The sequence below is a fragment of the Pedobacter sp. SYP-B3415 genome (assembly GCF_004138205.1).
GTDB lineage: Bacteria > Bacteroidota > Bacteroidia > Sphingobacteriales > Sphingobacteriaceae > Pedobacter.
This window is the reverse complement of the sequence record NZ_RXNQ01000001.1, coordinates 100,079-123,042: the sequence shown is the minus strand read 5'-3', so window position 1 is coordinate 123,042 and position 22,964 is coordinate 100,079. Positions and strand designations below refer to the sequence as shown.

Here is a 22,964-nt window from a genome sequence, read left to right as displayed (position 1 = left end):
TCGGCTTTCTGCTGGTTCAGATTATTGCATACGCCATCTTTACACGTTACTGGTCATGAGCAGGATAGATTGGATTGTACTGGTCATAACCCTGATTTTTGTAGTCCTCTACGGAATATACAAAGGGCGGGGACAGAAAGATGTAAACTCTTACCTGATGGCCGACCGCCAGATGCCCTGGTACATCGTTTTGCTGGGGATTATGGCTACCCAGGCCAGCGCCATCACATTTTTATCGGCGCCCGGACAGGCTTATACAGACGGGATGCGTTTTGTGCAGTATTATTTCGGACTGCCCATAGCCATGGTCGTCATTGCAGCTACCTTTATCCCGATCTTCCAGCGACTAAACGTTTATACGGCCTATGAATACCTCGAACAACGTTTTGACAGGAAAACGCGCGTACTGACAAGCATTTTGTTCCTGCTATCGCGCGGACTTTCTACAGGAATCAGTATCTATGCTCCCAGCATCATCCTTTCTTCCGTGCTTGGCTGGAATATCTATCTGACCAATGTGCTGACTGGCGGCCTGCTGCTTATTTATACCTATACCGGTGGTGCTAAAGCTGTTGCCCACACGCAGAAAATCCAGTTTCTGATCATTCTCGGCGCGATGGTTTTTACCGGTTTTCTTGTTATACAGGGTATGCCTGAAGGGGCTAGTTTTGGTGATGCACTCTATCTTGCCGGCAAGTCGGGCAAGCTCAATGTAATTACCACAGACTTTGACTGGAAGGATAAGTACAATATCTGGAGCGGGCTTATCGGCGGCTTTTTTTTGGCGCTGTCCTATTTTGGTACAGATCAAAGCCAGGTTGGCCGTTACATCACAGCAAAAGACACCAACGCGGGCAAGACAGGTCTGTTGCTGAATGGTCTTGTTAAGATCCCGATGCAGTTCGGTATTTTGTTGTTAGGCGCGCTGCTGTTTTCTTTTTTTGCGTTAAGGCCGGCGCCGGTGTATTTCAATGAGCAGGCCTACAACAGTTTCAAGGACAAGTACCCTGCGCAAGCCCTTGCGTTCGAGCAAAAACATGAGCAGCTTGAAAACGATTTTCAGCGCCATTCGCGACTGCTGTTAAGTCAGCGCGGCGCAGGCAATCCGGAGCAGCAGCTAGCCGTTGTGCCGTACCGGGAAGCGCAGCGAAAACTTCAGGATCTTCATAAAGAAGTTGAAACTGCTATCAAAGAACGCAGGATCAGTGCCGACACATCTGATGTAAATTATATTCTGCTCTATTTTGTAAAGAGCAGTCTGCCTGTCGGGATGGTTGGTTTGCTGTTTGCAATTATCTTTCTGGCGTCCTGGGGTTCAATATCTGCGGCACTTAACTCGCTGGCATCCTGTTCCTTAAAGGATATCCACTATCCGGGAATACGGGAAGGTGACCTGAGTGCACAAAAGGAGCTGTTACATGGTCGGCTGCACACGTTGTTCTGGGGGCTTTTTTCTATCGGCGTTGCCATGTTCGCTACACAAATGGGTTCGCTGATCGAGGCGGTCAACATTCTCGGATCACTTTTCTACGGACCCATTCTTGGGATCTTCCTGGTGGCTTTTTATATGAAACGCATCGGTGGTACAGCAGCGTTTGTTGCGGCCGGACTGGCGGAAGCGCTGGTTGCAGCCGTTTGGCTTTTTGATGTAGTATCCTTTCTCTGGCTAAATGTAATCGGTGCTTTGGCCGTCATGCTGTTCGCCTGGCTGATCAATTTCTTTCTGAAAGGCCGAAAGGAAGTTGCGTAGCTCTGCAATCAGACCAAATGCCCGGCGATCATCAGTTTATTTGTTCCGATAGGCGGTGCCGGATGGTTTACCCTATGGCTTGTATACAGCCAGCTTCAGTAAGGCACGGAAAAAATGTACCTCGTAAGGCTTTCCGTCTGTAGTTCTTTTCAGGTTGGCAGGAAGCGCTTTTTCGTTGTATGAATGAACCTCGACAGTCTGTCCTTTTTTAAGGTAACCGTTACCGATCATCGTATCGATATCTAATGGTTTCACGAGGATGCATCCATGTGATTCTGCCAGTGTAAACGAGCGTTTCTGCGCCGTGAAAGCTTCATCAAATGGTGTGGTGTGAATGAAGTCGCCTATGACGTGCTCGTTGCCGTTCATTTTTCGGTCGTTATTCGTATCCTTGAGATACTTCACAGAGACATGTCCGAAATCGTTGAAGATCCACCGGGAAGGAAAGCCGCCGGCGGGGTACAGCTGACGGGCATAATCAAGAATCTGATTTAATACAGCGCGCTGATTGCCGGCATATGCTGCCCACAGGCTGTTTACCGATGTTAATTTCTTCCAGACGCCCCGGTGTTTTACCATGACGGTGTCTCCCTGCCGCTGAATCTCCGTTCCCCACTCAATACCCGACCACAGTGCATACCGCCCATAACTGATATGTTTTTCAATGGTTTGAATAACGAACCGGCCAACAGTCGTCGATGTTTGTGCATGTCCGTCCTGTCCCATGGTTGTGACATCAGGTCCGCCATGTGCGCTTTATTCCCTTATTTTAATAAGCGTATCGGCAGGAATGTTCAGTTTGCCTTTAAAAACTCGATCATTCTGACAGATGCCGACTCAGGCGGCTGTCTGTCATTGATATGGAGCCGCAACGAACTTTTTTGGTTAAGAACCAGCGTTAGGGGTAGCGGGTCTTTCGCACCGGATATCTGTTTGTTGTTCTGCAGCGGCTTTCCGAAATGCCCTGAAATTGCGCCGGCTGTCAGCGTTTTTGTAATCCGGTCAGGAAGAGCCAAAAGGATCGACGTTTGCTGCAACGGCTCAGGAAATTTTTCTACGGAAACCAGGATCGAAGTATCCCCGGCAGCATGCTCGTCTGCCAGCGCCAGGGGCAGCCTGTCTGCAAAGACTTTATGCAGCCGGATCAGTCTGGCATTGGTTAAGTTAGTTGCGGGCAAACTGTTCAGGCTGTCCAGGTACAAAAGGAGCGCACTATCGGTATTGCGGGCCAGGGGTGCCAGCGAGGTATCGTTTGGCGCATTTGCTACATGAGAGTCAGCCCGGTTGTTGCAGGCGTAAACAACCGGTAACAGCGCCAAAACGACAAAATACTTAGATATCGAACGAGCTGAATGCATGTTGACAGATTGATCTGGATTGGTTTGAATTATCCGGGAGTGGACAGGTTTAAATGAAATCAGGCGGAACGAGGTTCCGCCTGATGGTGTTTTCAATAGGTTTTAGTAGGGTGCGTGCTTAAGCTTTGGGCCAGTCGTTCTCGTGCTCGGCATTACCGAGTTTAAGTTTTCTGGCAGACACCACGAAACTTAGCGTCATCGGTGTGTTATCGTTAACAGCAATACCCTCATTGTATTGAATAATGTATCCGTCTTCGAAAGTGAGTTCCTTCATTTTCGCATCTTCATCGCCTTTTTTGAAAACGATGGTACCTGAAAGAGGTTTGTACTGGTTGTTAACCATTGATTCGATTACTGAGGTATCTTCAGTAGATTCTACTTCAATATGGATAGTCCCTCCGTATACACCTGATGAAGGACGTCCTTTTGCATCTACGTCACGGTTAAGGGAAAAGTTGCATTGCAATACGTCGAATTCTTTAGACCCTAGGGTCAATCTGGTTTTAAAAGCCATGGTAATAAGTTTTAGAGTGTTTTGCAGCCCATCCGACTGCGGTTAAGTTAATTGTTGTAAATGAGGGCAAGCTTATGCTTTTGGCCAGTCGTTTACGTGTTCGGCATTGCCAAGTTTCAGAGACCGTGCTGAGATCTGGAACTTCAGCGTCATGGGATGATCACCCACGATGTTGATTCCTTCGGCATACTTAACAATGTAGCCATCCTGGAAATTCAGTTCTTTCATCTTGGCATCTTCCTCTGTCTTCTTGATAAGCAGGGTACCTTGAATGGGTTTGTACTGATTGTTGACCATGGCCTCTATGATAGAGGTGTCTTCAGTAGATTCGATTTCGACATCGATTGTTCCGCCATAAACACCTGAGGAAGGTCTGCCTTTGGCGTCAACGTCGCGGTTGAGGGAGTAGGCACAGTGGAGCACATCGTACTCCTTGCCCGAAAAGTTTAATCTTGCTTTGAAAGCCATAACTTTTGGTTTAAAATAAGTAAATTAAATAAGGACTAGCTGACAGGTCAGCGCATAGTTAACGACAATATGTTTGCCGTTATTGCCTTTATTATCAGCGAGGTAGTGACCAGTTTTCTAAACGGTATTTGCATTCCGGCCAATCAGCGCCGTTTTTTTATTAGAATTTGTTGAAAACTTTCAATGCGCATACCGGCATTTCAAAAAGGTAATGATCTGATTTCTATACATGCCTGCTCAATTAACCAGACAGGCCGCAGTTTTAAGACAATAAAAAAAGTCAAAAATAATTTCTATCATTTCTATAGACTTTATATATTTGTGGTATACCGCTTACAAAAAAAAAGAGGAAAAATATGAAACTGGTAGCAGATACGGTGAGAAAAGGCCAAATTGAACCGCGCATTACGTTAATAGGAGCAGGCCCGGGTGATCCGGAACTTCTTACAATTAAAGGTATGAAAGCATTGGCCAGCGCCGATGTCGTTTTGTACGATGCACTTGTAAATGAAGCTTTGTTGAATTATGCTCCTCAAGCAGCCGTGAAGGTTTTTATAGGTAAGCCAAGCGATGACGAGACGTTTTCGCAGGATGCTGTTAACAAACTGATCGTAGACTATGCTATGAATTATGGTCATGTAGTACGCTTGAAAAGCGGCGATCCTTTCTTTTTTGCAAGAGGGTATGAGGAGATTGATTTTGCCGAATCGTATAGTATTCCGTCAGAGATCATTCCCGGTATTTCAAGTGCGACCGGTGCACCGAGCTTGCAGAAAATACCGATGCTGCACAAAGGGCTAAGCGAAAGTTTCTGGGCGGTAAGCGGAAGCTCTGAAAACGGAAAACTTTCTGCAGATCTGCTTAAGGCAGCCGCCAGTGATGCGACCGTTGTTGTCCTCAATGGTATTACCAGGGTAGCGGAAATTGCAGAGGTTTTCCGTCGCAATGGAAAAAACAGGCTTCCGGTTGCTGTAATAGAAAACGGTTCAACCCCGCATGAGCGTATCGTGGTAGGTGTTGTTGATACGATAGCAGAACTGATCGAAGAGAAGCGGATCGGAGCCCCGGCACTGCTTGTGTTCGGAGCGGTTGTTTCCTTACATCCACAGTTTCAGCCTATTCGGGATTTTTACGAGCTGATTGCGCAGGAGGGTGCTTATTAGCGTCATAGCAGGCGTTTCTGATATTGATTTAATATTTGTTTTGTTGTTAGAACCAGGTACACAGCTACCTGGTTTTTTTATGGCTGGTTTCTAAACCGAACGCCCGTTGTGTTGTTTGGAAAGCATAAAAGTATTAGTAACTTGACAGCATTATCTATACCTGAGATTAAATGGAAATCATACATGTAAGCGCCGAGTGCTACCCTGTGGCCAAGGTTGGCGGCCTTGCCGATGTGGTCGGTGCCCTGCCAAAATATCAGGGCAGGCTTGGGCATTTTGCCAAGGTTGTTATGCCCGCGTATCAGAGCCGCTTTATAAGAGAAAACGAATTTGATGTGGTGTATGATTCCTGGCTGCGGCTCGGGCGCAACGATTATCCTTTCCGGATTTTGCGGGAGCGTTCAAACAAATTGGGTTTTGACCTTTTCCTTGTACATATAAACGGATTGTTCGACCGCGAGGGCGTATATGGCTATGCCGACGATACGGAACGTTTCATCGCATTTCAAATTGCGGTGCTTGACTGGATCGTGCAATGGGAGCACAGGCCGGATGTGATACACTGCCATGACCATCATACAGGCTTGCTGCCGTTTATGGCCGCTCACTGTTTCAAATACCGGCAATTGTCGCAGATCCCGACCATCCTCACCATTCATAATGCACAATACCAGGGACAATTTGGGTACAATAAATTACATTATTTGCCACCTTTTGATCCCTGGAAAGCCGGAGAGCTTGACTGGGACGGCGATATCAATCCGCTGGCAGCTGGCATTAAGTGTGCATGGCGGGTCACTACGGTATCGCCCAGTTACCTCGATGAGCTGGGCAACGGCGCCCGCGGCCTAGAAAGCCTCTTACGGGCCGAGCGTGGGAAGTCTTACGGCATACTCAATGGTATTGATAATGAGGTCTGGAACCCGCAAACCGACCCCATGTTGCCAAAGAAGTTTCTTTCAAGAACGGTAGAATCAGGAAAACGTGTAAACAAAGAGACGCTTTGCCGTGTTTTTGAGTTAAATCCTGATTACCCGCTATTCGTTTTTATTGGCAGGCTGGTTGAAGAAAAAGGCGCTGACCTGTTGCCCGAGATCTTTTACAATGCCATTCAGCAGAGTGAACGGAAAATCAGTGTGCTGGTGCTTGGATCGGGCGACAGCGATACGGAACACCGGCTTTCACAACTGAAAGAATTGTTTCCGGGCATTTACAACACCTATATCGGCTACAACGAACAGCTATCGCATCAAATGTATGCGGGTGCTGATTTCCTGCTTATGCCATCGCGGGTGGAGCCCTGCGGACTAAACCAGATGTATGCTCTGCGATACGGGACCGTACCGGTGGTGCGGAGGATAGGCGGGTTGAAAGACACGGTTATCGACATCGGCGACGGCGGGTTTGGCATTTGCCACGATCAGACAAGTGCCTGGGATGTGGAACGGGCCATACAGCGTGCACGGGAGCTTTATGCAAACCAGAAGCTCTTTAAACAGGTGCGCAAATACATGATGCAGCTTGATCATTCGTGGGACAGGGCTGCACAAGACTATATAGATTTATACGATATAACATAAAAGACAATGACAGATAAAGTTCTGGGTGTAATTCTTGGCGGTGGCCAGGGATCCCGTCTATCCCCGCTTACCCAAACGCGCTCGAAGCCGGCCGTGCCCATAGCAGGTAAATACCGCCTGGTGGACATCCCGATCTCCAACTGCCTGAATTCCGGCATCCACAGGATGTTTGTCCTTACCCAGTTTAATTCAGCCTCGCTGAACAAACACATAAAAAATACCTACCACTTCAGCCATTTCAGTACTGCATTTGTTGATATTCTTGCTGCTGAACAGACGGTAGAAAATGCGGCCTGGTTTCAGGGAACTGCAGATGCGGTAAGGCAATGCATGCACCACATTGTTAATCATGAATTTGATTATATCCTGATCCTCTCGGGCGACCAGCTGTATCAGATGGACTTCCAGACCATGATTGATGCGCACATTGCTGCTTCGGCAGAGATTACCATAGCTACGATTCCGGTTACCGCAAAAGATGCTACAGACTTCGGAATTTTGAAGGCAGATGAGTCGCAGATGATCACTTCATTTATCGAGAAGCCAAAAACGGGTCTTGAAGACTGGGTGTCTGATACTGGCGAGGTCATGCAGTCGGAGGGCAGGAACTTCCTGGCCTCAATGGGTATTTATGTGTTTAACCGCGACTTCCTGATCAAGATACTGGATGAAAACCCCGAAGAAAAAGATTTTGGTAAAGAAATCCTGCCAAGAGCCATTCAGTCGAACCGGGTTCTGAGTTTTCAGTATGAAGGTTACTGGACCGATATCGGTAATATTTCATCGTTCTTTGAAGCCAACCTCGGCCTGACAGATGAAATTCCGAAATTTAACCTGTTCGACAGTACCCATACCATCTTCACCCGTGGCCGGATGCTGCCGCCTTCAAAGATTTCAGGTACAACGCTTATCAAAACCGTGATTGCTGAAGGCTGTATTATTCACGCGAGTAAAGTTGAACACGCCGTACTCGGCATCAGATCGAGAATCGGCAGTGAAACAACAATTGTGAACGCATATATCATGGGCAGCGACCGCTACCAGACACTGGAAGAGATCCAGGTAGATGTCGACGCCGAGAAACCACTGATCGGCATTGGCGACCGCTGTTATATACAAAATGCAATTGTAGATAAAAACTGCCGGATCGGTAACGATGTGAGCATCAGCGGCGGTGCACACCTTGAAGATGGGGATTTTGGTCTCTATGCAGTCAAAGACGGCATTGTGGTGATAAAAAAAGGAGCACTGATTCCAAGCGGGACAGTGATCTAAGCAATCTTTAGCAAGAAAAAAAGTGCCGGTCTGAATGCCGGCACTTTTTTTTATGGGGCTTCGCCAGATGTTTTCAATGAGCCTTCGTGCACTTATGCTGGATCTAGAACGTCTTTTTAACTGACGGATTTGTCAGAATAACAAAATCAGCCAGGCCTGTATAAGCTGCCCAATCGGGCTGTCGGAAATCATCTGCTGCGAAACAAGAGATACTTAGCAGTTTCAGTTGCGGGGCATAAGCCGCCAGCCGCGCATAGGCGCCAAGTTTCTCATCGCTATGAAAACGGCCATTGAGATGCAAGATCTTGTAACCTTTATTTTTCTTCAGAAAGGATGCTACAGACCAGCCCATAGAGCTGTCCCACAAGTTCTGTGTCTGGTAGATCTTCATGCTACCCATGCTATGGCCGCCAAGCTGTGCATTAAACTTCTGCAGATAGGCACCGGTCACCGTGTCGACCGGCAGTGGCGGCAGAAAGCTGCGGGAAGCCTGTGGAAATGCTTTCAAAATGTTTAGCCCGTTCATCGTAACTGCATTTGTGTACCGGGTTGGCGTATTCGCTGCGATAACCGGAACCTTGTTTGCTTTTGCAAATTCAATCATCGGACGGTAGTCCTTATAATTACTCCATATTCTTGCATCCTTTGAAAAGTTCTTTTCAGAGATCAGTCCGATTAAATACTCGTCCATAACAGGCTGAATATCGGTATGGAACATTTCCATAGACAGAGCGATCTTCTGAGGCCATTCACGATGCATCAATATAAGCAGGTTATGTTCGAGGGCGTGCCCGACAGAATCATTATGTTCTTCACCAAAAAAAAGTACATCGGCAGATCGCGCAGATTTTACAACATCTTCCAGGCTCACAACGCTTTTGCTTCGGGTATCATAGATTTTATAGGTTGATACATCAGGCTGAGCATATGTACTGATGGTACAGGCAAAAAGAAAAGTGAATAGGATAAATCTCATTATCCAAAAATAATAAATTAATTTTCACCGGCTGAAAACCGCCGTTTACCGGAAGTTTTCGTGCTCACATAGTTATGCTCTGGCAGCATGCGTATGCTGCAGGTACTTTTGATAAACATTCAGAAAAATGAGAAACCGAAATAAAGATAAAAATCATTCAAGCCGTGCCTTCGGGGGGATCGTGCTGCTTGGACTTGGCCTTTTTTTCCTGGGAAGAAATCTGGGCCTTCATATACCCGGCTGGATATTCAGCTGGTCTACTTTCCTGCTGCTGATTGGTTTGGCAATCGGCTACAAACATAAATTCCGTTTTGGGGGATGGCTGGTTCCGACCTTGATCGGCGCTTTCTTTACAGTTGATAAGATCATTGATGTTGACATCAATCTTTCAAAGTATTCGATAGCCGTCATCTTTATCGTTTTGGGGCTCTATGTGATATTCAAGCCAAAAAAAACGGTCCCGGTTTCTGCTTTTGATGCTGATCCGGTAGCCGTGCCCGAACAGGAGCCTGTTGAGCCTGTTATTGCTGAGCCGGTGCTGACTGCAGCCGATTACAGCAAACATCCGCTTGATACGATCGACTCCGTTAACATTTTTGGCGGAAGCCACCAGAATGTCTTCAGTAAAAATTTCAGGGGCGGGGAAATCGTAGCCGTATTTGGCGGCTGTGATGTTAACCTGAGCCAGGCAGATATAAACGGCGTCGTTGTGATTGAAATTGTTGCAATCTGCGGAGGCGTTAAACTGGTTGTGCCTGCCGGCTGGCAGGTGAAGTCTGAAATATCGGCCATTCTTGGCGGCCTGGACGATAAACGCGGTATGGCACCATTTGGCGAAGGGGCTTCGAAGATCCTGATTATTAAAGGACTTGCCTTGTGCGGAGGCGTAGAAATCAAAAACTTTTAAACTCTATTATATCATGAAGTGGTTTGCTGTAAAATACATTTTCAGAATTATAAGCGGCGAAGGCAAGCATTCACCGCAATTTGACGAACAAACACGGCTGGTGCTTTCTGCCAGTAAAGTAAATGCATTCGAAAAGGCACGGAGCCTGGCCGGACAGCTGAATAAGTCTTTCCGCAACCGGTTTGGCGACCTGGTATCCTGGAATTTTGTCGACATCGTAGAGGTGAACGAAGTAGATAATCCAGAAGATGGCGTGGAGATCAACTCGAAAATCATCGAGCCTGAAAATGTTAAAGGTTTTCTGGAAGAGATCAGGCTAAAAAAGAGCTATCTTTCAGAAAACACATTGTCCCTCAATTTCTAACAGTACAGTTTTGACGGTCCGGCCTTTATCAATCAGACAGGTTCAGTACGCCTCAGCAGGATTTATGCTGGTTTGGATGGGTGCATGTTTTGCATTCCTTTATTACCAGCTTGATTTTGTACTGGAGATCGCGATCGCAGACAGCGTGGTCAGCAACCTGCTTTTAACCGCGGCCTGTATAAGCGTGAGCAATTTGCTCGGGTATTATCAGCCAAAAAACGAGCGTATTCTGTTCACGCTTGCGGCCACCGCAGTGCTGACTTTTATTGTCGTTTATCTGAGCAAATTAATCTTATGCGGGTTATTTGCCGATGACCGGGCATACGCTGCATTTTTTGGTCTGACCATGTATGTACGCGCTGCACTGATGTTTCTCACCATCTCCTGGTGTGCCCTGGCTAATGTGCTGTGGTACCGGCTGGATGAACAGTCGGCTGCTCAGGAGCGCTTGCTTCAGGCACAAAATCTGGCGAAGGAAGCGGAATTAAATAAGCTGAGGCATCAGCTGCAGCCGCACTTTCTTTTTAACAGCCTGAATTCTGTTTTCGCGCTAACGATGGTGAATCCGAAAGAAGCGGGCGTGATGATCACCAAGCTCGCGGCTTTTCTCCGCGGAACGCTAAAGCGTGATGATGAGATCTGGGTTGGGCTTGGCGAAGAGATCGAGTATATCCAGTTATATCTGGATATTGAAAAGGTTCGGTTTAGTCACAGGTTGAAGGTAGAAGTAAACGTGGCTGATGAAGCGCTGAGCCTTGCGCTGCCGGGAACTCTCCTGCAGCCAATTGTGGAAAATGCCATCAAATTCGGGCTTTATAACACATCTACAGCAATTACAATCCGGGTTGAAGCCCGGTCTGTACAGGGCATGCTTGAGCTTTCGGTAAGTAATCCCTTCGATCCGCAGATGAAAGCCACAGGTGGTACAGGCTTCGGCCTCGGATCGGTAAGACGGCGGTTATACCTGCTGTTTGCAGACAGCAGTCTGTTACAGACCCGTGTTGTCGACGATAATTTATATATTACAACTCTCAAAATTCCGCAGAAAAATGATCCGGACAATACTCATTGATGACGAGCCGCTGGCCAGAGACATTGTCAAATATTACCTGTCCAGCCACCCTGAAGTGGAGGTAGTGGCCGAGTGCGCAGATGGCTTTGAAGGCCTGAAAGCCATTGCCCGGCATCAGCCGGATCTGATCTTCCTTGACGTTCAGATGCCTAAGATCAGCGGTTTTGAGATGCTGGAGCTGGTAGACAATAAACCCGCGGTTATTTTCACAACCGCTTTTGATGAGTATGCTATAAAAGCTTTCGAAGTAAATGCGGTAGATTATTTGCTGAAACCCATTGAGCAGGAACGTTTTGAGCTTGCGATGAAAAAAATTCCTGCGAAGCTGAATCAAAACCAGGAAACGGAAGAACTGCTGGAGGCTGCTGCCCGGAGCCCGATGCAAAACAGCAGGGTAGTGGTTAAGAAAGACGGTGCCATCAAAATCATTCCGGTAGCAGACATTCATTATCTTGAAGCCGATGATGATTATGTAAAGCTGAGCACAACCGAAGGCGTGTTCCACAAGAACAAAACGATGAGTTTCTTTGAACAGATCCTGGACGCTTCGCAGTTTATCAGAATACACCGTTCTTACATCATCAATCTTGCGCAGGTTACAAAGATCGAATTGAAGGAAAAAGATAGTTACATCGTTTTGTTGAAAACGGATATCTGGCTGCCCGTTAGCAAAACAGGTTACGCAAAACTGAAGTCTGCGCTGGGGATGTAGGTCCGGATTGCCGGGCAATTATCAAACTCGAATACTCATCCCAATGAAATACGGTTATTTTGCGCCGCCTGAGCCACTGAAGAAGTATGTGAGATATTTCTGGCGCCTGGAAGACTCCGGTCACGCGCCGGTTCCGCCAACATTCCGGACCATTGCGGATGGCTGCCCGGGTATTATTTTTCAGCACGGGGAACATGGTTCTTTTTTCAGGGCGGGGAAACAACTGCCCCCTCTTTTTTTGTACGGCCAGGCTACCGGTTTTGCCGAGATCGCAGTGCGCGGTTCTTTTTGTACCGTTGGCGCTTACCTGTTTCCACATGCAATCAGATCGCTCTTTGGCATCGATTCGTCTGAACTGACAGACAATTGTGTGGATCTCAATCTTCCCGAATACCGGGAACAACATCGTGGTTTGAAAGGACTGGAATCGGTATCACGGGGAGACGACCAATTCAACTGGTTAGGGGCCTTTCTTCAGCTTAAGGCAGAAAGAAGTCTGCTGAAACACGATCTGCAGATTGACCGGGCAGTCCAGCTGATCATGAGCCAGAAAGGACAGGTAGCTGTCAAAACGCTGCAGAATGAGCTTGGGATGTCTGAACGCCGCTTTAAGCAGTATGTCGGCATTTCCCCGAAGCTGTTTGCAAGGATCTCACGTTTCCAGGCAGCATTAAAGCAACTTCGCGATGAAAAATATGAGCGGTTATCTGATATTGCATATAGTCATGAGTACGCCGACCAGTCGCATTTTATCCGTTCTTTCAAGGAGTTCTCAGGCGTACTGCCAAAGGATTTTATAAGAAGTTTAAAAACCTCTGCCAATCATCTTCCCGAGATCATTTTTTAAACGGCCGGCGGTTTTGTTCTATTTTACGTTGCACCACAGGCTTATCTTCGCCTCAGACAACTGTTGTACATGAACCAAAAACCCAGCCTTATGTTTTCATTCTCCATTATAGTCTGCCTCTATGCAGTCTTATGTACGGGATTAATGGCCGGCCTGTTCTTTTCCTGGTCATGCTCAGTCGTTCCGGGAATTAAGAATCTGCCCGACAATATGTATCTGGCGGCCATGCAGTCGATGAACAAAGCCATATTAAACCCCCTGTTTCTGATCGTCTTTCTTAGCGCACCCCTGGCGGCTGTATTAAGTACCTGTCTGCAACTCCGCCAGCCGGTCAACCTTTCTTTGCTGCTGTTTGCATCAGGAACCGTGATCCTGCTGACCGGGGTGCATGGTCTGACAATAGCAGGCAATGTGCCCTTAAATGAAAAGCTTGATGCCTTTAACCTGAGGGGAGCTAAACGACCCGATCTTGCTGCATTCAGACTTGGTTTTGAAAGTTCATGGAACCGGATGAATGATATCAGAAGTTACTGCAGTGCCCTGGCCTTTGCGTGCATGCTGCTGTCGCTTGGCCTGCAGCTGTCTGCAAAGCATCTGTAGAAGGAATAAGCGAACATAAAATATTAAGCATGCCTTTGATATTTAGAAATTAAAAGCATATATTTGCACCTCTTATTTAAAAAAGAACAAGATATTATACGGTCATGAAAAGAACATTCCAACCTTCGCAAAGAAAGAGAAGAAATAAACACGGCTTCCGCGAAAGAATGGCAACAGCAAACGGCAGAAGGGTATTGGCTTCACGTCGTGCAAAAGGAAGAAAAAGATTGTCAGTTTCTGACGAGCGTCGTCATAAAGCATAATTTTTTGGTTGCCCCGTAGTTACGGGAGCAGATCAGAACATCTGCAAAAAAGCAATCAAAAATGTATACATTCAGGAAAGAAGAACGGTTATGCAGCAGGAAACATCTGGACCTGTTGTTTAAGAACGGTTCTTCTTTTTTATTGTATCCGTTCCGGGTTACGTACCTGGAACTTCCTGACAAGCATAGCTTTCCGGCGCGCGTTGTAGTTAATGTACCCAAACGTCGCTACAAACATGCCGTAGACAGGAACCTTTTAAAACGCCGCATTCGTGAAGCGTACCGCCACCTGAAGAGCTCTGAGCTGTATGACCTGGTCAATGAGGAAAAACATCTGCTGCTTTCGCTGCAGTTTGTGGGCAAGGAAAAGTATCCGCTTGAATTTATTCACAAAAAACTGAATCTTACCCTTCAGAAGCTTGTCTCTAAAATTAAAGACCATGGCACTGATCAATAAGATTTTCGGCTGGTTTTTTCTGTTGCTGATCAAACTGTACCAGTACCTTATTTCTCCCATGCTTGGTGCAAATTGCCGGTATACGCCTACCTGCTCGCAATATGGTATCGAAGCGATACGCAAACATGGTCCTTTTAAGGGCGGCTGGCTTACATTAAAAAGGATTGGCCGCTGCCACCCCTGGGGCGGGCATGGTCATGATCCGGTTCCCTGATTTTCTTATATTTGCCTGATGTCTGTAAACCTGCTCCAGATTGAAACTGCAACGAAAGTATGTTCGGTCGCTATATCAACCGATGGGGAAACCCGCTATGTCCTTGAAGAGGAGGGACAGAACCTGCATGCATCGCGGCTTACACCCCTGATCGACGAGGCTATGAAAGCTGCGGGAGTTACCTTCAGTGAACTGGACGCCGTGGCTGTGAGCAAAGGACCGGGATCCTATACCGGACTTCGCATCGGTGTTTCTACCGCAAAGGGGCTTTGTTATGCGCTCGATAAGCCTTTGATCGCTGTAGAAACGCTTGAGATGATGGCTGCCGGGTATGCAGAACAGGACGCCGGGGCGCAGGGTTTTTTGATTTGCCCGATGATTGACGCCCGCCGTATGGAAGTTTACACCGGTTTGTTTGATGCTTCAGGAAGACGTTTATCAGAAACAAGTGCCGAAGTTATTGATGAGGAAAGTTTTGCAGCCGTGCTGGCTGAGCAGCCGGTAATTTTTCTGGGCGATGGAGCAGAGAAGTGCAGGGCCGTTCTGACACAGCCAAACGCCCGGTTTGATACGCGGAACTTTAACTCGGCACGGCATATGAGTAAACCGGCATTTGCTGCATGGCAAAGCAAAAGTTTCGAAGACGTTGCTTATTTCGAACCTTTTTACCTTAAGGATTTTGTTGTAACGCCATCAAAAAAGAAGCTTTTTTAGTTGGTAGTTTGCAGGCTGTCTGCTTCCGCCGCAGGCTTTTTATCCAGTACAATATTTGTCTGAAATTTTCCTTTGTCACCGCTCAACAGGTAACAAAATGCTGTGTAATTCTTTAACCCGTCTTCACTGCGAAGCTGCCGGTAGAAAGGCAGGTAAAAGTTCTGTCTGAAGACATCTGTTGAATTATTCTGGTTAACATAAAAGACAACGCTGGCGGTGTTCGGCAGCTGATCAAACAGGCGCGTGTAGTTTTCGGTCTGTAAAAGCAGGCGGTTGTTCCTGTAACTATTCAAAAATGACTGCACGGTACTGGCCGTATTGGCGCAGACAAAATAGTTATCGATGATCGTGTAAAACGGGCGTTCGAAACGTTCGAAAGGTTTGCCAAAGTAACTGTATAACAAGCCTGCATCTTTAAAGACTTTGACATCCGGTGCATAATCAGCAGACATTTCGATAAGCAGCTGGCCAAGTTTTTCCCCGTTCTTTAAGTCAATCGCTGCCAGTTTTTCGCCGGTTGATAACTGGAAACTGATCATCTGTTCTTTAAAAAAGGCCGGGAATGTCCGCTCAGGATCAATGCGGTATTGCTCTTTAACCCGGTTCCGGGCGCTTCGCGCGGCATCAATTTCTTTTTGTTGTGAAAGCAGGCCCTCAAAGGCAGACCTCCACGATTTATAATCCGGCACAACATATAAGGTATAATTTGCCGTGCCTTCAGGCAGAAGGTTGCTGATGGTCATCTTTTTTGGCGTTGCTGCGGCGAACAGCTTCAGGAATTCAGCAGAATCCCGGACGCTTGTACTGCCATAAAAGACCAGGCGCTCCTTGCTGAAATTGTAATTGAGGGCAGCAAACGATTGTTGTCTGCCGAAAACTGCAAGTTCCCCGTTCAATTTTCCGGCAACCATTTGCTCAAGCAGGGCTGGAACTCTTCGGTAGTCGATAAACAGATTGGCGAGGGTGTTCCTGTTAAATCTTGCCGTTTCGCTTATATACGTGGCAAAGTCGCCTGCAGTTGGTGCTGCCGCTGCCGCCTTACGCACCGCTTCGCGATTCGAAGAAAATGCAAGCATTCTTTCTTTAACAGCCAGGTAAAAAACGGCAGAGTCGCCCAGGCGAAGTTCATACGTACCGCCAGATTGTCTGGCCTTGAATTTCCTGATGGCGCCGGCAACGGTTTCCTGATCGGCAGCGGCCAGACGACTTGTAAAAAGGAGATCGAGACTTTTTTCGGTTCCCGGCACAACGCCAGCGTATATCTTTTCTCCTGCGATAAGCGCGTTCAAAGCCGGATCAGAAAGGATGTGTTCTTGGATAAGCGCGAGTTCATGGCTTTTCCGCTCACCAAGCAGTTCATTGAATAAGGTCTGCCCGCCCATGATCTCATAAAAACTACGATCGCTCTGAAACCGGAATACGATACCCGAACTTTCTGATATGGCGATTAATGGCAGGTTATTTTCATCGCTCTCGCGGTTCAGCCTGGAAAAATACAGATAAGCCATGGCGGCGGTAATCCCGGCAAAGAGCACGATCAGCAGAATAAATTTTTTCATTTTATATGTGTTTTCCGGAGCTGGACTATCCGTCACGAGAACTTGACAGGCTGGATCCGGAACGGTTTATTTCGTGCAACAAATTTAATTTAATGATGCCAATAAGCGGTTATTTGGGGCCAAGTTTCTTAATTTAGCAAGCCTAAAAGCGAACAACATCTATGAACAAACGGATAATCTTAACTGCTGCCTTTCTTGGAGCCGTAGCGGTCATACTCGGAGCTTTCGGTGCGCACGGCCTGAAAAATCTGGTAGACGCTGCCTCGATCGATGTATGGAAGAAAGGTGTTGAGTATCAGTTTTATCATGTGTTTGCCTTGCTTTATCTCTCGACCTTTGCGCGGTACCGGAATAAGCTTGTAAACATCGCCTATTTTTGTTTTACGTTTGGTATCGTTTTCTTTTCAGGGTCATTGTATCTGCTGGCTACGCGCAGTGTTACAGGACTCGGATTTGCTGCCGCACTCGGGCCGGTAACGCCTATCGGTGGATTATTGTTCATTTTTGGCTGGATCATGTTGTTTTTTGCCGCGCTTAAAGACAAATAATGTCAGCAGATCTCTTAGCCGGTTTTTCAGAGAGCAATACGCTTTTTGTTGAGGTGGTTCTGCCACTTTCACTGGCCAGGAATTATACGTATCGTGTTCCGGCTTTTTTGAATGAGGAAATTGTGCCCGGAAAGCGCGTTGTTGTACAGTTTGGTAAATACAAAATGTATACGGCACTGATCCGGTCAGTTTCTTCAAAGCCGCCCGAGCACTACGAGGCAAAGTATATCATTGATGTTGTCGACCCCCTTCCAATCGTAAATGAAAAGCAGTTTGCATTTTGGGAATGGATGGTTCGTTACTATCTGTGTAATGAAGGCGATGTAATGGCGGCGGCACTGCCCGCGGGACTGAAACTTGCAAGCGAAACGGTGCTCAGCCTGCGCGGCGGACAGGACGACCGGCCGGTTCTGACAAATAAGGAAGAGCTGGTGATGGAGGTGCTGGAAAAGCAGCAGCGCATGACCATCAGCGATGTGATGAAATTGCTTGGCCAGAAAACCGTGTATCCGACAGTGAATGCGCTGTTGCAGAAACAGCTGATTGACATTGCTGAAGAGGTTAGCGAAAAATACAAGCCGCTCACCCGCTCATTCATTGAACTGGACGACTTTTATAAAGAGCAGGAAAACTTGCGCCAGCTCTTCGAACTCCTTGAAAAGGCACCCAAGCAGCTTGACGCGTTGCTGTCTTATATCAAACTTTCGCGGGGCGGAGCGCCGGTAGCCAAACAACAGTTGCTTGAAGACAGTAACTGCGGCCCTGCGGCGATCAAAGCGCTTAGCGAGAAACAGGTTTTTCATATTCAGAAGCGTTTCGTAGACCGGCTGAATGATGAAGGAAACGATTTCCTGCTGAATTTCACGCTAAGTGATGCGCAGAGCCAGGCCTTTGAGCAGATCAGCGAAAAGTTTACTTCTAAAGATGTTGTCCTGCTGCATGGAGTTACTGCCTCCGGGAAAACGCAGGTATACGTCAGACTGATGGAAAAAGCCCTGGAACAGGGCGGGCAGGTGCTGTTTCTGCTGCCTGAAATAGCCCTGACCACCCAGCTTGTTGAACGTCTCAAGAATTACTTTGGTGAAAAGATCGGTGTCTATCACTCAAAATTCAATGACAACGAACGTGTGGAGATCTGGAATAAGGTTTCATCAGGAACATACAGGATTATACTCGGGGCACGTTCTTCGGTTTTTCTGCCATTCAAAGATCTGGAGCTGGTGGTCATTGACGAAGAACACGAGTCGTCTTATAAACAATACGATCCGGCGCCACGCTACCAGGCGCGCGATGCAGCCATTTACCTGGCGCATCTGCACGGCGCAAAAGTAGTTGTTGGTTCAGCGACGCCCTCACTGGAAAGTTATTACAACGCCCGCGAAGGCAAGTACGGTTTCGTGCGGTTGCAGGAGCGTTTCGGCGGCGTGCCGCTTCCCGATCAGAAAATCATCAGCATACCCGAAGAGCAGAAGCGAAAGAAAATGACGGCCTATTTTACCGGTACGCTGCTTCAGGATATTGAAGAAGCCATTGGCCGCAAAGAACAGGTAATTCTTTTTCAGAACCGACGGGGATACGCCACAATTTCCATCTGTGCAACATGTGGATATACACCAAAATGCATCCATTGCGATGTTAGTCTTACTTATCACAAAAGCAGTGGTAAATTGCATTGCCACTACTGCGGGTATCATCAGAATTTGCTGAATATCTGCCCTGCATGCGGATCGGTGCATATTGAACAAAAGGGTTTTGGTACCGAACGGATCGAGGAGGAGCTGCAGACACTTTTCCCCGACCTGCGCCTTGCCCGGCTGGATCTTGACAGTACCCGGTCAAGAAACAGCCTGCAGCAGATCATAGCAGATTTTCAGGACCGGAAGACGGACATCCTGATCGGTACCCAAATGGTGGCTAAGGGACTGGATTTTGACGGCGTTGGGCTCATCGGCGTAATCAATGCAGATACGCTTCTGAATTACCCCGAATTCAGGGCTTTAGAACGCAGTTACCAGCTGCTAGCCCAGGTTGCAGGCCGGTCGGGCAGGCGGGATAAACAGGGGCTTGTGTCTATTCAGACTTATAACCCCGACCACCGTACACTGAAGCAGGTAACAGAAAACGATTACGAAGCGATGTACGCAGACGAGCTGGTTGAACGCGAGCAGTTCGGTTATCCGCCCTTTACGCGGCTGATCCAGATCTATGTGAAGCATAAGGATCCGCATGCGCTAAACCGTGGCGCCGCCGAGCTGGCAAACAGGTTGCGGCGACAAATGGGGCCACGGGTGCTCGGTCCCGAACAGCCGCTCATTGCAAGGATTCGCAGTTATTTTATTATGCAGATCATGATCAAGGCTGACCGGAGTACCTCCATTACGAAAGTGAAAGAGGCGCTGAGGAACACACTGCTGCATTTTCATGCCGATAAAGACCATAAAGGCATTCTGACCCAGATCGACGTAGATCCCTATTAATTCTTTGAGGAGAGATGGAAGAAAATTCCGACTGATACCGGGTTAACCAGGTATTCCCACTTCCTGTACCGGTTCACCGATTGGGAATTCGCGGCATCCTGCACAACCATGTCCTGTCTTTCATAAGAATAAAAGACATCAAGATTACTCTCGGCAAAAACGCTGATCTGGTCTATGATATTGATCTTCAGTCCGACGAGTGGCGCCAGGACCAACCCGTCTTTAGCAGTCTGCAATGTGGAAGTTGGAATGGCGACGCTCAGATTCTGTGCCTGCGGGTTGCTGTTCATGATCGTGCCTGAAAAACGATTTGAGCGAAAACCGAGATCGAAGCCGAAATAAGGCTGGATACGCGAGTAATTAAAATTTTTCTCGAAACCAACTTTGAAGCCATAGTCCTCAACTTTTCCTTCAGCGAACTGGCAGTTAGCGCAATTGTTGTTAAAACTTTTATCGCCCCGGTAATAGGTGCCGCTCAGACGGTAACTGATCTGGTTATCATTAAACTTGAACAGACCTCCATGTACATACAACTTACTGAATTTATCGCCGCCGGTCTCATTCAGAATTTTTGGCATTTGCATCAGACTAAAGCCACGGAGTCCGACGGAATAATTAAAATCTCCACCGGTTTGCGCATAAGACGCGCCAAAGAACAGGAGAGCAACAAGCGTTAATAAATAGTTTTTCATATAGTGAGCAATGGGAGCTCAAAAATAGGAAAATATCCGGTAGTTCCCGGCTGGAAACATTACAGGTGTTTTATTTCTCGCTGGATCTCTTTCCCTTAGGCCATCGTGGATAACTTGAAGGGCGGTTAGTCGGATGAAAACGATATTTTTGAGGTGAAATGGCATATAAGTTTGTTGATAATTACCGTGAAAAGGGTGCAAGAAAAAAGCTGGTCGAGCTGCTGAGAAGCCGCGGAATTGGCGATGAGGCGGTGTTAAAGGCTATCGGGAAAGTGCCCCGCCATTTTTTCTTCGACGAGACTTTCTGGAATCAGGCCTATAAAGACATCGCTTTTCCCATCGGCGATGGCCAAACTATTTCCCAGCCTTATACCGTAGCCTATCAGAGTGAACTGCTTCACATAAAAAAGGGCGATAAGGTGCTGGAGATCGGTACCGGTTCCGGTTACCAGACCTGTGTACTGATCGAGCTGGGCGCGCGTGTTGTTACAATTGAAAGACAGGAAAATATCTTCAACCGCACCATCCAGGTACTGCCTGGAATGGGATACCGGCCAAAATTCTACTGCGGCGACGGCTCAAAAGGGATTGCTGAAGAAGCGCCATATGACAAGATCATTGTAACTGCCGGCGCACCGTTTGTGCCTGAGATTCTCCTGAAGCAATTGAAAATCGGCGGCATACTTGTTATCCCTGTCGGTGATGAGAAGGCACAGAAAATGGTAACTGTGATCAGGGTCAGCGAAACCGATTTTGAAAAGATTGTACTGGACACCTTCCGCTTCGTACCGCTGGTTGGCGATCAGGCCTGGTGAGGTCAAAAGGCGACTTTAGATATGAGATTTGAGTCCGAGACCTGGAATAGTATAGATATTCGTAGTTCGTATTTAGACGTTGTGCAATTGTTATAGACTTGAGATATGAGATTCGAGTCCTGAGACAGCGCAAAGAAACTAAGCCGGGTAGGGCGTTTGAGGGGGGCCGAGGTCGTTCATCCTTTTTCCATCTTCTTTGGTCTTAGGGCAGCCCAGGTCCTGACACATGATTCCGTATTCACTGTTGTCCGGTAAAAATTGGTTGAATGAAATAGGATCCTTCTGAACAAGTTCAAAGCAATGTTTTCCTGAGTTTTTTAAATCAAGCCCCTGAACTCTATGTTTGTGGGTTTTACGCACAGGCGGTGGTTTTGATGACGGTTTTGCCTGATTACTGCCACTAATAGGTGCGGACCGGCCTTGTATCTTCTCGCCGCAGAAAAGTATTAAAAGTCTTGCACTGTTTTAAGGAGGTCGCGAAGAACCAAGGAGGGGAACCAGCCCGGAACGAAATGGCGCAGGGGTAATCCGGGCCTTTTCCCGCCGCCGTCGGACTTTTGATGCTTTTATGCAAGAAGAGATACACAGCCGGAGCGGTTTGCTTCTTTTCCAAGAAAAAGAAGGAGCCCCCGCGGCGGTGAGCGGTTCGATACCATAGCCTCACATCTATTGGAAACCGAAGAACTATAGGCTTTCGCAAAACTTTCCCCAGACAACACTGATCAATGGTTCGTGGTTCGGTTTTTTCCTTTTTCTTTAATCTCATTGAGGGGTTCTGCGCCCAGACTTACAACTTAATACCTACAACTTAAAACTTCACTGATTCATGGCTCGTGGTTCCGCTTGAGAGTCATCCAGACAGAGGGGAGCCGCGGAAGACTCTCACTCGGGATCACAAGTCAGATTCTTCGCTACGCTCTGAATGACCCGTGGGGAATTACAACCCGGAATAGTATATAGATATTCGTAGTTCGTATTTAGACGTGGCATTTGTTCGAGATTTGAGTCCTGAGATTTGTGTCCTGAGACAGGGTGCAAACCCCTCCGCCGGTTAGGGAATTTGAGGCATGGGCGCGGTCTTTCCTCCTTATTCCTTTTTCTTTAATATGATTAAAGCCCAGTCCTGGCGCTGATTCGTTAAAACTACCGCTTCAGCACCCGGTCGAGCTCCCGTTTTGTATCCTTTTCTTTCAGACTCTCCCGTTTATCGAATTCCTTTTTACCCTGTCCGATAGCCAGTTCAAGTTTGGCAAAGCCGCGCTCGTTGATAAAGATGCGCAGCGGCACAATTGTAAAGCCTTTTTCCTCACCCTTTACGCGGATCTTTTTCAGTTCTTTTTTCTGAAGCAAAAGCACCCGATCGCGCTTAATGTCATGATGATAAAACGAGCTGTTCGCGTATTCTGAAATATGCAGGTTGCGGATGTATAACGTACTGCCGATAAACATGCAAAACGCATCGGTCATATTGACCCTGCCTTCCCGAATCGCCTTGATTTCGGTCCCCAATAAGGCAATACCAGCCACATACTTGTCGCCCAGCGCGTAGTCAAAATAAGCCCTCTTGTTTTTGATGTTTATGTCGTTTTTCATAGTCGCCCGGCAAATATCTATAATTCAATTCCCTTCAGGAAACAAA

25 protein-coding genes are annotated in these 22,964 nt (G+C 47.3%); 17 read left to right on the top strand and 8 right to left on the bottom strand.

Going from position 1 to position 22,964, the window contains the following annotated elements; all coding sequences use genetic code 11:
• The first annotated feature begins 55 nt into the window (after nucleotides 1–55).
• Nucleotides 56–1,750 (top strand): sodium:solute symporter, encoded by a 1,695-nt coding sequence (locus EJV45_RS00550; RefSeq protein ID WP_129713667.1) that lies wholly within the window; start codon nucleotides 56–58, stop codon nucleotides 1,748–1,750.
• 72 nt (nucleotides 1,751–1,822) lie between these two features.
• Here the strand turns inward: EJV45_RS00550 and EJV45_RS00545 are convergent, their stop codons facing one another.
• From EJV45_RS00545 to tssD (EJV45_RS00530), 4 genes are all read right to left on the bottom strand, one after another.
• The gene (locus EJV45_RS00545; protein WP_129713666.1) at nucleotides 1,823–2,476 is read right to left on the bottom strand and encodes a hypothetical protein; all 654 of its coding nucleotides are present in this window, start codon (nucleotides 2,474–2,476) and stop codon (nucleotides 1,823–1,825) included.
• 68 nt (nucleotides 2,477–2,544) lie between these two features.
• On the bottom strand, nucleotides 2,545–3,108 hold the full coding sequence (locus tag EJV45_RS00540; protein WP_129713665.1) for a hypothetical protein: 564 nt from the start codon (nucleotides 3,106–3,108) through the stop codon (nucleotides 2,545–2,547).
• Between the two features lie 118 nt (nucleotides 3,109–3,226).
• Nucleotides 3,227–3,622 carry a type VI secretion system tube protein TssD gene (gene tssD / locus EJV45_RS00535; protein ID WP_107216766.1) on the bottom strand — a complete coding sequence of 132 codons (396 nt, stop codon included), beginning with the start codon at nucleotides 3,620–3,622 and terminating at the stop codon, nucleotides 3,227–3,229.
• Between the two features lie 72 nt (nucleotides 3,623–3,694).
• Nucleotides 3,695–4,090, bottom strand: a complete 396-nt coding sequence (gene tssD / locus EJV45_RS00530; RefSeq protein ID WP_107216287.1) for a type VI secretion system tube protein TssD — start codon at nucleotides 4,088–4,090, stop codon at nucleotides 3,695–3,697.
• A gap of 356 nt (nucleotides 4,091–4,446) precedes the next feature.
• Between tssD (EJV45_RS00530) and cobA the strand changes: the two genes are divergently transcribed.
• The 3 genes from cobA to EJV45_RS00515 all read left to right on the top strand — a co-directional run bounded on the left by cobA (nucleotide 4,447) and on the right by EJV45_RS00515 (nucleotide 8,108).
• Complete coding sequence (gene cobA / locus EJV45_RS00525) at nucleotides 4,447–5,253, top strand: uroporphyrinogen-III C-methyltransferase (RefSeq protein WP_129713664.1); 807 nt, start codon at nucleotides 4,447–4,449, stop codon at nucleotides 5,251–5,253.
• A 170-nt stretch (nucleotides 5,254–5,423) separates the two neighbouring features.
• Complete coding sequence (locus tag EJV45_RS00520; protein WP_129713663.1) at nucleotides 5,424–6,833, top strand: glycogen synthase; 1,410 nt, start codon at nucleotides 5,424–5,426, stop codon at nucleotides 6,831–6,833.
• A 6-nt stretch (nucleotides 6,834–6,839) separates the two neighbouring features.
• Nucleotides 6,840–8,108, top strand: coding sequence for a glucose-1-phosphate adenylyltransferase (locus tag EJV45_RS00515; protein WP_129713662.1), 1,269 nt, complete (start codon nucleotides 6,840–6,842; stop codon nucleotides 8,106–8,108).
• Nucleotides 8,109–8,211: 103 nt separating this feature from the next.
• Here the strand turns inward: EJV45_RS00515 and EJV45_RS00510 are convergent, their stop codons facing one another.
• Nucleotides 8,212–9,084 (bottom strand): ChaN family lipoprotein, encoded by an 873-nt coding sequence (locus EJV45_RS00510; RefSeq protein WP_129713661.1) that lies wholly within the window; start codon nucleotides 9,082–9,084, stop codon nucleotides 8,212–8,214.
• Nucleotides 9,085–9,211: 127 nt separating this feature from the next.
• On the opposite strand from EJV45_RS00510, the gene EJV45_RS00505 reads away from it, so the two are divergent.
• From EJV45_RS00505 to tsaB, 10 genes are all read left to right on the top strand, one after another.
• A complete protein-coding gene (locus EJV45_RS00505; protein ID WP_129713660.1) occupies nucleotides 9,212–9,991 on the top strand; it encodes a LiaI-LiaF-like domain-containing protein in 780 nt (259 codons plus the stop codon).
• A 13-nt stretch (nucleotides 9,992–10,004) separates the two neighbouring features.
• Complete coding sequence (locus EJV45_RS00500) at nucleotides 10,005–10,355, top strand: DUF4288 domain-containing protein (RefSeq protein WP_129713659.1); 351 nt, start codon at nucleotides 10,005–10,007, stop codon at nucleotides 10,353–10,355.
• 10 nt (nucleotides 10,356–10,365) lie between these two features.
• Entirely contained in the window at nucleotides 10,366–11,427 is a 1,062-nt protein-coding gene (locus tag EJV45_RS00495; RefSeq protein ID WP_240755148.1) for a sensor histidine kinase, read from the top strand.
• Nucleotides 11,405–12,139 carry a LytTR family DNA-binding domain-containing protein gene (locus EJV45_RS00490; protein WP_129713658.1) on the top strand — a complete coding sequence of 245 codons (735 nt, stop codon included), beginning with the start codon at nucleotides 11,405–11,407 and terminating at the stop codon, nucleotides 12,137–12,139. The genes EJV45_RS00495 and EJV45_RS00490 overlap by 23 nt, the downstream gene beginning before the upstream one ends.
• 43 nt (nucleotides 12,140–12,182) lie before the next feature.
• Nucleotides 12,183–12,986 carry a helix-turn-helix domain-containing protein gene (locus tag EJV45_RS00485; protein WP_129713657.1) on the top strand — a complete coding sequence of 268 codons (804 nt, stop codon included), beginning with the start codon at nucleotides 12,183–12,185 and terminating at the stop codon, nucleotides 12,984–12,986.
• A 90-nt stretch (nucleotides 12,987–13,076) separates the two neighbouring features.
• Entirely contained in the window at nucleotides 13,077–13,586 is a 510-nt protein-coding gene (locus EJV45_RS00480) for a DUF1772 domain-containing protein (protein WP_165304948.1), read from the top strand.
• Between the two features lie 104 nt (nucleotides 13,587–13,690).
• Nucleotides 13,691–13,849, top strand: a complete 159-nt coding sequence (gene rpmH, locus EJV45_RS00475; RefSeq protein WP_055133745.1) for a 50S ribosomal protein L34 — start codon at nucleotides 13,691–13,693, stop codon at nucleotides 13,847–13,849.
• 61 nt (nucleotides 13,850–13,910) lie between these two features.
• Entirely contained in the window at nucleotides 13,911–14,306 is a 396-nt protein-coding gene (locus EJV45_RS00470; RefSeq protein ID WP_129713655.1) for a ribonuclease P protein component, read from the top strand.
• Nucleotides 14,290–14,520 carry a membrane protein insertion efficiency factor YidD gene (gene yidD / locus EJV45_RS00465; protein ID WP_129713654.1) on the top strand — a complete coding sequence of 77 codons (231 nt, stop codon included), beginning with the start codon at nucleotides 14,290–14,292 and terminating at the stop codon, nucleotides 14,518–14,520. The genes EJV45_RS00470 and yidD overlap by 17 nt, the downstream gene beginning before the upstream one ends.
• A gap of 18 nt (nucleotides 14,521–14,538) precedes the next feature.
• Complete coding sequence (gene tsaB / locus EJV45_RS00460) at nucleotides 14,539–15,234, top strand: tRNA (adenosine(37)-N6)-threonylcarbamoyltransferase complex dimerization subunit type 1 TsaB (RefSeq protein WP_129713653.1); 696 nt, start codon at nucleotides 14,539–14,541, stop codon at nucleotides 15,232–15,234.
• On the opposite strand, the gene EJV45_RS00455 is transcribed toward tsaB, so the two are convergent.
• A complete protein-coding gene (locus tag EJV45_RS00455; RefSeq protein ID WP_129713652.1) occupies nucleotides 15,231–16,793 on the bottom strand; it encodes a hypothetical protein in 1,563 nt (520 codons plus the stop codon). The genes tsaB and EJV45_RS00455 overlap by 4 nt on opposite strands.
• A gap of 161 nt (nucleotides 16,794–16,954) precedes the next feature.
• Here EJV45_RS00455 and EJV45_RS00450 point away from each other — a divergent pair, with 161 nt between their 5' ends.
• Together EJV45_RS00450 and priA are read left to right on the top strand one after the other, a co-directional pair.
• Entirely contained in the window at nucleotides 16,955–17,341 is a 387-nt protein-coding gene (locus EJV45_RS00450; RefSeq protein WP_129713651.1) for a DUF423 domain-containing protein, read from the top strand.
• Nucleotides 17,341–19,818 (top strand): primosomal protein N', encoded by a 2,478-nt coding sequence (priA, locus tag EJV45_RS00445; protein WP_129713650.1) that lies wholly within the window; start codon nucleotides 17,341–17,343, stop codon nucleotides 19,816–19,818. Before EJV45_RS00450 ends, priA begins: the two co-directional genes overlap by 1 nt.
• Here priA and EJV45_RS00440 read toward each other — a convergent pair.
• Nucleotides 19,815–20,510, bottom strand: coding sequence for a hypothetical protein (locus tag EJV45_RS00440; protein WP_129713649.1), 696 nt, complete (start codon nucleotides 20,508–20,510; stop codon nucleotides 19,815–19,817). The two genes, priA and EJV45_RS00440, sit on opposite strands and share 4 nt — an antisense overlap.
• 158 nt (nucleotides 20,511–20,668) lie before the next feature.
• On the opposite strand from EJV45_RS00440, the gene EJV45_RS00435 reads away from it, so the two are divergent.
• Nucleotides 20,669–21,325, top strand: a complete 657-nt coding sequence (locus EJV45_RS00435; protein WP_129713648.1) for a protein-L-isoaspartate(D-aspartate) O-methyltransferase — start codon at nucleotides 20,669–20,671, stop codon at nucleotides 21,323–21,325.
• A gap of 1,143 nt (nucleotides 21,326–22,468) precedes the next feature.
• Here EJV45_RS00435 and smpB read toward each other — a convergent pair.
• Nucleotides 22,469–22,918 (bottom strand): SsrA-binding protein, encoded by a 450-nt coding sequence (smpB, locus tag EJV45_RS00430; protein WP_129713647.1) that lies wholly within the window; start codon nucleotides 22,916–22,918, stop codon nucleotides 22,469–22,471.
• Nucleotides 22,919–22,964: the final 46 nt, after the last annotated feature.

Excerpts from the sequence above, each read along its gene's own strand:
- EJV45_RS00550 (WP_129713667.1), top strand. The coding sequence starts at position 56 with ATGAGCAGGATAGATTGGATTGTACTGGTCATAACCCTGATTTTTGTA.
- EJV45_RS00545 (WP_129713666.1), bottom strand. The coding sequence starts at position 2,476 with ATGGGACAGGACGGACATGCACAAACATCGACGACTGTTGGCCGGTTC.
- EJV45_RS00540 (WP_129713665.1), bottom strand. The coding sequence starts at position 3,108 with ATGCATTCAGCTCGTTCGATATCTAAGTATTTTGTCGTTTTGGCGCTG.
- tssD (WP_107216766.1), bottom strand. The coding sequence starts at position 3,622 with ATGGCTTTTAAAACCAGATTGACCCTAGGGTCTAAAGAATTCGACGTA.
- tssD (WP_107216287.1), bottom strand. The coding sequence starts at position 4,090 with ATGGCTTTCAAAGCAAGATTAAACTTTTCGGGCAAGGAGTACGATGTG.
- cobA (WP_129713664.1), top strand. The coding sequence starts at position 4,447 with ATGAAACTGGTAGCAGATACGGTGAGAAAAGGCCAAATTGAACCGCGC.
- EJV45_RS00520 (WP_129713663.1), top strand. The coding sequence starts at position 5,424 with ATGGAAATCATACATGTAAGCGCCGAGTGCTACCCTGTGGCCAAGGTT.
- EJV45_RS00515 (WP_129713662.1), top strand. The coding sequence starts at position 6,840 with ATGACAGATAAAGTTCTGGGTGTAATTCTTGGCGGTGGCCAGGGATCC.
- EJV45_RS00510 (WP_129713661.1), bottom strand. The coding sequence starts at position 9,084 with ATGAGATTTATCCTATTCACTTTTCTTTTTGCCTGTACCATCAGTACA.
- EJV45_RS00505 (WP_129713660.1), top strand. The coding sequence starts at position 9,212 with ATGAGAAACCGAAATAAAGATAAAAATCATTCAAGCCGTGCCTTCGGG.
- EJV45_RS00500 (WP_129713659.1), top strand. The coding sequence starts at position 10,005 with ATGAAGTGGTTTGCTGTAAAATACATTTTCAGAATTATAAGCGGCGAA.
- EJV45_RS00490 (WP_129713658.1), top strand. The coding sequence starts at position 11,405 with ATGATCCGGACAATACTCATTGATGACGAGCCGCTGGCCAGAGACATT.
- EJV45_RS00485 (WP_129713657.1), top strand. The coding sequence starts at position 12,183 with ATGAAATACGGTTATTTTGCGCCGCCTGAGCCACTGAAGAAGTATGTG.
- EJV45_RS00480 (WP_165304948.1), top strand. The coding sequence starts at position 13,077 with ATGTTTTCATTCTCCATTATAGTCTGCCTCTATGCAGTCTTATGTACG.
- rpmH (WP_055133745.1), top strand. The coding sequence starts at position 13,691 with ATGAAAAGAACATTCCAACCTTCGCAAAGAAAGAGAAGAAATAAACAC.
- EJV45_RS00470 (WP_129713655.1), top strand. The coding sequence starts at position 13,911 with ATGTATACATTCAGGAAAGAAGAACGGTTATGCAGCAGGAAACATCTG.
- yidD (WP_129713654.1), top strand. The coding sequence starts at position 14,290 with ATGGCACTGATCAATAAGATTTTCGGCTGGTTTTTTCTGTTGCTGATC.
- tsaB (WP_129713653.1), top strand. The coding sequence starts at position 14,539 with ATGTCTGTAAACCTGCTCCAGATTGAAACTGCAACGAAAGTATGTTCG.
- EJV45_RS00455 (WP_129713652.1), bottom strand. The coding sequence starts at position 16,793 with ATGAAAAAATTTATTCTGCTGATCGTGCTCTTTGCCGGGATTACCGCC.
- EJV45_RS00450 (WP_129713651.1), top strand. The coding sequence starts at position 16,955 with ATGAACAAACGGATAATCTTAACTGCTGCCTTTCTTGGAGCCGTAGCG.
- priA (WP_129713650.1), top strand. The coding sequence starts at position 17,341 with ATGTCAGCAGATCTCTTAGCCGGTTTTTCAGAGAGCAATACGCTTTTT.
- EJV45_RS00440 (WP_129713649.1), bottom strand. The coding sequence starts at position 20,510 with ATGAAAAACTATTTATTAACGCTTGTTGCTCTCCTGTTCTTTGGCGCG.
- EJV45_RS00435 (WP_129713648.1), top strand. The coding sequence starts at position 20,669 with ATGGCATATAAGTTTGTTGATAATTACCGTGAAAAGGGTGCAAGAAAA.
- smpB (WP_129713647.1), bottom strand. The coding sequence starts at position 22,918 with ATGAAAAACGACATAAACATCAAAAACAAGAGGGCTTATTTTGACTAC.